General features: G+C 69.4%; 5 protein-coding genes. 3 read left to right on the forward strand and 2 right to left on the reverse strand.

Translation table 11 applies throughout. The features are described from left to right. A partial coding sequence (hpnI, locus tag ACYP33_RS07780) for a bacteriohopanetetrol glucosamine biosynthesis glycosyltransferase HpnI (RefSeq protein WP_459620809.1) occupies positions 1-1,119 on the reverse strand: 1,119 nt, incomplete at its 3' end. Between the two features lie 714 nt (positions 1,120-1,833). On the opposite strand from hpnI, the gene ACYP33_RS07785 reads away from it, so the two are divergent. Then, positions 1,834-2,829: an LLM class flavin-dependent oxidoreductase gene (locus ACYP33_RS07785; protein WP_414450075.1), complete on the forward strand. Its 996-nt coding sequence runs from the start codon at positions 1,834-1,836 to the stop codon at positions 2,827-2,829. A 26-nt stretch (positions 2,830-2,855) separates the two neighbouring features. Here ACYP33_RS07785 and ACYP33_RS07790 read toward each other — a convergent pair whose 3' ends face one another. Then, positions 2,856-4,004, reverse strand: a complete 1,149-nt coding sequence (locus ACYP33_RS07790) for an alpha/beta fold hydrolase (RefSeq protein ID WP_459620810.1) — start codon at positions 4,002-4,004, stop codon at positions 2,856-2,858. A 168-nt stretch (positions 4,005-4,172) separates the two neighbouring features. Between ACYP33_RS07790 and pdxY the strand changes: the two genes are divergently transcribed. Next, positions 4,173-5,036 carry a pyridoxal kinase PdxY gene (pdxY, locus tag ACYP33_RS07795; RefSeq protein WP_414444324.1) on the forward strand — a complete coding sequence of 288 codons (864 nt, stop codon included), beginning with the start codon at positions 4,173-4,175 and terminating at the stop codon, positions 5,034-5,036. Between the two features lie 146 nt (positions 5,037-5,182). Then, on the forward strand, positions 5,183-7,651 hold the full coding sequence (locus ACYP33_RS07800; RefSeq protein ID WP_459620812.1) for a GcvT family protein: 2,469 nt from the start codon (positions 5,183-5,185) through the stop codon (positions 7,649-7,651). Positions 7,652-7,816 lie beyond the last annotated feature (165 nt).

The raw sequence follows: 7,816 nt of genomic DNA on the forward strand, positions 1-7,816 counted from the left end.
GATCCGCGTGCCGCGCCAGTGCACGTGCGAGCCGAACGCGGCCGCGAACCATTCGAGCAGCAGCAGCGTGTCGCGCACCGGCACGAGCGGCAGCCCGCGCCAGAACACGCCCCGCGACGCCGAACCGCGCGCATGCATCGCGAGCCGCGCCACGCCGCCGCAGGCCACCACGGCCGCCGCGACGGCGCCCGCAAACGTGCCGTCGAGCCACACCGCCAGATGCGCGCCCACCGCCAGCCACGGCACCGTGAACGTGACGATCAGGCTGGCGAAACCGGCCGGCTTCAACGAGCGGATGGTGCGCAGCCAGCGCGTCTCGCGCCGCCACAGCCCGACGAGGCCCGACTCGGTCACGTCGGTCACCACGTTGACCTCGGACAGCGCGGTGCGCCGCCCGTGACGGCGCGGCAGCGCGGCCAGCCAGTAGTCGTCGGCGAGTTCGTCCTTCAGCGCGGCCAGGCCGCCGATCCGTTCGAGCGTGTCGCGCGTGAGCGCCAGCGTCGCGCCGAAGCCGAAATCGCTGGAACCACCCGCATGCGCGATGCGCACCGATGGCGCGAACCAGGCATCGACGAACTGCGCGCCAAGCTGCGGCCAGAAGCCGCCCACGCCGCGTGCGCGATACAGGCAGGTGACGACGCCGATCGCCGGATCGTCGAGCGGCGCGGTGACGCGCTCCAGGTAATCGGGCTCGACGGCGATGTCGCTGTCGGCGATCACGAGGCGGTCGTAACGCGCGTGCCCGGTCATATTGATCAGGTTGCTGACCTTGAGGTTCTTGCCGTGAATGCGCGCATCGACCACCAGCGTGATGTCGCAATCGGGGAAATTGGCCTGCAGCCGGTGCACGACGGCGATCGCCGGATCGTCGGGCGACGCGACGCCGCACACGATCTGGTAGCACGGGTGGCGCTGCGCGCAGAAGCTGGAGAGGTTTTCGTAGAGGCGCGGCTCGGCGCCGCACAGCGGCTTGAGCACGCTGACCGGCAGCCAGCCGTTGCGCCGCGCCGCACGCGGCAGGCGCGGCGACGGCGCCAGCGCGGCGAACCACGCATAGCCGCAAGCCGCGGCGATCGGCACGAGCAGCAGCCAGTCGGTCAGGGAAGCGAGAACGTTCATGCCGCGCCCCTTCCGGCCCCACGGCCGGCACGCTGCGCATGGCGAGATCCCGTAGCAACAACAACGGCGGCGACGAACACGGTCCCGGCTCCTGTGAACCTGCGTGACGGCAGGGCGAAGGTGGTATCGACGTGCAACACGACATGTGACAAGACCGGCCCGGCTCGCGGCAGGACGATGCATTCGGCGGCGTCTCTCGGCGGGCTGACCGTGCGGTCGTGAATTAGGGATCGAGTTTAGCAACGATTGCCGAAACGCCGCGTCGAGCTGACACCGAAAGCGCCAACTCGATACAAATCAAGACAAATGATTGGCATTTCGGTGTAATAGCGAGGTGTTAACGTAAGCGTTTTGCATGGCACGTGGCGATTCGTTTGCCAGTTTACGGTCGACGTTCACGGGTTCGGCGTGCGATTCCGTCCGTTTTCGGCAAGGAATTCGGCCCGTTGCTGGCGTTTGAGTCACGTTAGCGAAGAAATATGACAGTCACGCAGTGCGTGTTTTCGCCGCATGCCCCCAGCGCGACAAGGCACCGTTTCCACACCCGCAACAGCGCGACGGAGGCCGCGACGTTACCCTCCGCCCGGCAGGGTTATCGCTACGTCGCCAGCGGGGTTGGCGGGGCTTTGGCACAATCGGCGGCACTCGACGTCGCGATGCGGGGCCTTGGCACCCGCGCTGCGCCGCACGTCCCCACTCTGCGAAGCCCACTCCATGATCCCGTTCTCCGTTCTCGATCTCGCGCCGATTCCCCAGGGCGCCGACGCCAGCCAGGCCTTCCGCAACTCGCTCGATCTCGCGCAGCACGCCGAGCGCTGGGATTACCGCCGCTACTGGCTGGCCGAGCATCACAACATGCCCGGCATCGCCAGCGCGGCCACGGCGGTGGTGATCGGCCATATCGCGGGCGGCACGAGCAAGATTCGCGTCGGCTCGGGCGGCATCATGCTGCCGAACCACGCGCCGCTCGTGATCGCCGAGCAGTTCGGCACGCTGGCGGCACTGTATCCGGGCCGCATCGAGCTGGGCCTCGGCCGCGCACCGGGCACCGACCAGACCACGGCGCGCGCGCTGCGCCGCGACATGGTCGCCAGCGCCGATTCGTTTCCCGACGACGTGGTGGAGTTGCAGCGCTATTTCGCCGAGCCGGTGGAAGGCCAGCGCGTGCGCGCCGTGCCGGGCGCGGGGCTGAACGTGCCGCTGTGGCTGCTCGGCTCGAGCCTCTTTTCGGCGCAACTGGCGGCCATGCTCGGCCTGCCGTTCGCGTTTGCGTCGCATTTCGCGCCCGATTACCTGATGCGCGCGCTGGAGGTGTATCGCGCGCAGTTCCGGCCGTCGGCGACGCTCGACAAGCCCTATGCGATGGTCGGCATCAACGTGTTCGCGGCCGACACCGACGACGAGGCGCGGCGCCTGTTCACGTCGCTGCAGCAACAGTTCCTGAGCCTGCGTCGCGGCACGCCGGGCAAGCTGCCGCCGCCGGTCGAGGTGCTCGAGGCCAACGAATTCGAGCTGGCGAACGTGGCGCATTCGCTGTCGTTCGCGGCGATCGGCTCGCGCGACACGGTGCGCGAGCGGCTGCGCCGCCTGATCGCGCAAACCGGCGCCGACGAGCTGGTGGTGGCCGCGCAGATCTACGATCACGCCGCGCGCGTGCGCTCGTACGAAATCACGGCGCAGGTGCGCGACGAGCTGGCGGCGGAGGGCTGAACGCCCGGTGTGAAGCGGCGAAGGTGTTACGGCGCGGCGTGCGCCGTAACCGAAGCGGCTGACGACGCCGGCGCCGCCAGCCATGCCAGCAGCGCCTTGTGCACGGCGGCCGGGTCCTGCATCTGCGGCGCATGCCCCAGCGACGCGAATTCGATCAGCGTCGCGCCCGAAATCGCGGCCTGCGCGTGCCTGCCCAGCTCCGCATAGCGGCCGAGCTTCGCGTGCAGCTCGGGCGGCGCTGCGTCCTTGCCGATCGCGGCGGTGTCCTTGTCGCCGATCATCAGCAGCGTCGGCACGCGCAACTGCCCGAATTCATAGAGCACCGGCTGCGTGAAACTCATGTCGTCGAACAGCGCGGCGTTCCACGCCACGCTTTCGCGTCCCGCCCCGCGCACCATGCCGGCCTGCATCTGCACCCAGCGCTCGAAATCGGGCGACCACTCCCCCGCGTAATAGGCCGTCTGCTCGTAGCGGCGCACGCTCTCGCCGGTCGTCTTCAGCGCACGCGCATACCAGTAGTCCACCGTCAGCGGCGGCACGCCGAGCGCCTTGCCATCCTCCAGCCCCATCGGGTCGAGCAGCACGAGCCGCTGCGTCTGCTTCGGATACATCAGCGCGTAGCGCACCGCCAGCATGCCGCCCGTCGAATGGCCGATCACGATCGGCTCCTTCACGCCGAGCGATTCGAGCAGCGCGTGCGTGTTGTGGGCCAGTTGCTGGAACGTGTACTGGTAACGCGCCGGCTTGGTCGATTTGCAGAAGCCGATCTGGTCGGGCGCGATCACGCGATAGCCGGCCTGGGTCAACGCCGCGATCGAGCCCTCCCAGGTGGCCGCGCAGAAATTGCGGTCGTGCAGCAGCACCGCCGTGCGGCCGTTCGGATGCGCGGGCTTCACGTCGAGATAGGCCATCTGCATCGTTTCGCGCTGCGAAGCGAACGTGTAGCGATGCACCGGATACGGATAATCGAAGCCTTCGAGTTCGGGACCATAGGCCGGGCCGGCATCGTCGGCCACCGGTAACGCCGGCAGGGTCTCGCTCGTCGTCACGGCGGGCGTCGGCACGAGGCCCGCCGCCTGGCAGGCGCCGGCCACGGCAGCCGCGGCAGCCACCACCACAGCCGCGACGATGAGGGCGGCCGACTGCGGGATCGGGATCGTGCGATTCGGGAACATCGGGCTACCGGAAGGAGGAAAGGGAAAACAGCGCGGCGCGCCGCCGCAATTTTACGGTTAGTAAGCCAACGCTGCCGTGACGCGCGCAGGCGCAACGTTTACCGCGTATTTCCGGGCGGCTGCGACTTTTGGTATCGTTCGTAGACCCCACCGCGACGAGCCGCCGACATGAAAAACGTCCTCAGCATCCAGTCGCACGTGATCTACGGGCACGCCGGCAACAGCGCGGCCGTGTTCCCGATGCAGCGGCTCGGCGTCAACGTCTGGCCGCTCAACACCGTCCAGCTCTCCAATCACATGCAGTACGGCCACTGGGCCGGCAGCGCGGTCGATGCGCCCAAGCTCGAGCAGCTGGTGGACGGCATCGCCGCGATCGGCGCCCTCAAGCGCTGCGACGCGGTGCTCTCCGGCTTTCTCGGCTCGCCCGCGCAGGCGCACGCGGCGGTCGACATCGTGCGCACCGTGAAGTCGATGAACCCGAACGCCTGGTATTTCTGCGATCCGGCGATGGGTCAAACCGGCGGCATCCGGCCCGAGCCGGGCGTCGAGGAATTCATCGTCAGCGAACTGCCGGGCCTGGCCGACGGCATGGCGCCGAACCACAGCGAGTTGCAGAAGCTGGCCGGGCGGCGCGTGGAAACCGTGCGCGAGGCCGTCGATGCCTGCCGCGAGATCATCCGGCGCGGCCCGAAGGTCATCCTCGTCAAGCATCTGCACGACCGCAACAGCCCGGCCGACCGCTTCAACATGCTGGCCGTCACCGAGCACGAGGCCTGGATCGGCCAGCGCCCGCTCTATGCGTTCCCGCGCCACCCGGTCGGCGTCGGCGACCTGACCAGCGCCGTATTCGTCGCGCGGCGGTTGCGCGGCGATTCGATCCGCGCCGCGTTCGAGCACACGCTCGCGGCCGTGCACGCGGTGGTCAAGGCGACCTACGACGCGCGGCGCTACGAGCTCGAACTGGTGGCCGCGCAGGACGAGATCGCCAACCCGAGCGAGTGGTTCGGCGCGTGGGTCACCGACATCGAATGAGCGTCGCGGCCGCCGCCGGCCGCTGAACGCCCCCCTTCCCACCTGCCGCGCGCCGACCGGGACGATCCGGACGATTTTCGCGCCGTCGCACATGTGTCATTTTTAGGCAATACGATGCGTTTTGTTGCAATCCAATCGTATCCGCCATGAGCCTGTTGCCGCCCGCCTCCCTCCCGTCCCATGCCCGCGTCGTGATCATCGGCGGCGGGATCATCGGTTGTTCCACCGCCTATCACCTCGCCAAGTCCGGCATCGCCGACGTCGTGCTGCTCGAACAGGGCCAGCTTTCGTGCGGCACCACGTGGCACGCGGCCGGGCTGGTCGGCCAGTTGCGCACGCAACGAAGCCTCACGCAACTGATCCGCTATTCCACCGAGCTGTACGCCTCGCTCGAAGCCGAAACCGGGCTGGCGACCGGCTGGAAGCGCTGCGGCTCGCTGTCGGTGGCGCGCACCGCCGAGCGGCTCGTGCAACTGAAGCGCACCGCCGCGCAGGCGCGCGCCTACGGCGTGGACTGCGAGCTGATCGATGCGCGCGCGGCCGGCGAGCTGTGGCCCGCGATGCGCACCGACGACCTGGCCGGCGCCGTCTGGCTGCCCGGCGACGGCAAGGCCAACCCGACCGACCTCACGCAATCGCTGGCGCGCGGCGCCCGCCAGCGCGGCGTGCGCATCGTCGAGGGCGCGCGCGTCACGGCGGTACTGAGCGAGCGCACCGGCACGCGCCGCCGCGCCTCGGGCGTGACGTGGCGCACCAAGGATGGCGCCACCGGCACGCTTGCGGCCGACATCGTGGTGAATTGCGCGGGCCAGTGGGCCAAGCAGCTCGGCCGGCTCGCCGACGTGACCGTGCCGCTGCATTCGGCCGAGCACTACTACATCGTCACGGGGCGGATTCCGGGCGCGCATCCCGATCTGCCGGTGATGCGCGACCCCGACGGCTACATCTATTTCAAGGAGGAAGTGGGCGGCCTGGTGATGGGCGGTTTCGAGCCCGACGCGAAGCCGTGGGGCATGGCCGGCATCCCCGACGATTTCGAGTTCCAGTTGCTGCCCGACGACTGGGACCAGTTCGAGATCCTGATGCGCAACGCGCTGCACCGCGTGCCGGCGCTGGAAACGGCCGAAGTCCGCCAGTTCTACAACGGCCCCGAATCGTTCACGCCCGACAATCACTTCATCCTCGGCGAGGCGCCCGAACTCGCGAATTTCTACGTGGGCGCGGGCTTCAATTCGATGGGGATCGCCTCGGCGGGCGGCGCGGGCCGCGCGCTGGCCGAGTGGATCGCGGGCGGGGAGCCGGCCACCGATCTGTGGGCCATCGACATCCGCCGCTTCGCGCGCTTTCACGGCAACGACGCCTGGCTGTTCGACCGGGTCAAGGAAACGCTCGGGCTGCATTACGCGATGCCCTGGCCGAATCGCGAGCTGGACAGCGCGCGCGGCGTGCGGCGCTCGCCGGTGCATGCCGCGCTGCAAGCCGCGGGCGCGTGCTTCGGCAGCCGGATGGGCTGGGAGATCGCCAACGTGTTCGCGCCGCCCGGCACGGCGCCGCGCATCGAGTACAGCTTCGGCCGTCAGAACTGGCACGACTGGAGCGCGGCCGAGCATCGCGCCGCACGCGAGCAGGCGGCGCTGTTCGACCGCAGCGCGCTCGCCAAGCTGCTCGTCAAGGGCCGCGACGCCGAAGCCGCGCTGCAGGCGCTGTTCGCCACCGACCTGGCCGTCGCGCCGGGCGCGGTGCGGCGCAGCGCCCTGCTCAACGCGCGCGGCGGCTACGAATCGGACGTCACCGTGGTGCGCCTGGCCGACGACCGCTACCTGATCCTGACCGGCACCACGCAGGCCACGCGCGATCTCGACCTGATCGAGCGCCACCTCGACGCGGGCGGCTACCGCTGCGCGGCCGTCGACGTGACCGGCCAGTACGCGCTGTTCTCGCTGCTCGGGCCGCAAGCGCGTGCGCTGTTGCAGCGCGTGTCGCGGGCCGCGCTGGACGAGGCGGCGTTCGCGCCCGGCACCAGCCGCGAAATCACGCTCGGCCACGCGACGGTGCGCGCGCTGCATCACGCGGTGGCCGGCGAACCGGGCTGGGACCTGCTGGTGCCGGTGGAATCGGCGGTGCTGGTGTACGACGCGCTGCTGGCGGCGGGCGGCGAGCACGGCCTGCGGCTCGCGGGCGAATACGCGTTCGAATCGCTGCGCATCGAAAACGGCCATGCCGTGTGGGGCCGCGAACTGTCGCCGGGCGTCGATCCGTTCGAAGCGGGCCTCGCCGCGCTCTGCAAACCGGCCGCAGTCCTGCCGCGCCCGTTCGTCGGCGCGGCGGCGCTGGAAGCGAAGGCCGGCCAGCCGTGCACGCGGCGCGTGCTGGCGCTGCGCGTGGCGGACCGACCCGACGTGACGCTGTGGGGCGGCGAAGGCATCCTGCGCGACGGCCACCCGGTCGGCACGCTCAGTTCGGCCGCGTTCGGTCATACGCTCGGCGCCGCGGTGGCGCTCGGCGTGGTGGCCTGCGACCCCGATCGGCCCGATCCGCTGCACGGCCGCTACGAGATCGAACTGGCCGGCGAACGGCTCGCGGCAGTAGCATCGCTCCCTGCCCGAAACGAGTAAATTCGGCCGATTTGAAACCGTCAATTAGACAGAATTACCGTACTTTCAAGGTGTTTTCACCGAACTTACGGCCATGCAAACGTTTTCAGCCTTCACGCGAATGACACTGTTTTCTCGTTATCCTCCCGGCATCGGCGGGCGTCGCATTCGCGCCGCCCGCCGAAC

The organism is Burkholderia sp. 3C, from assembly GCF_054589155.1.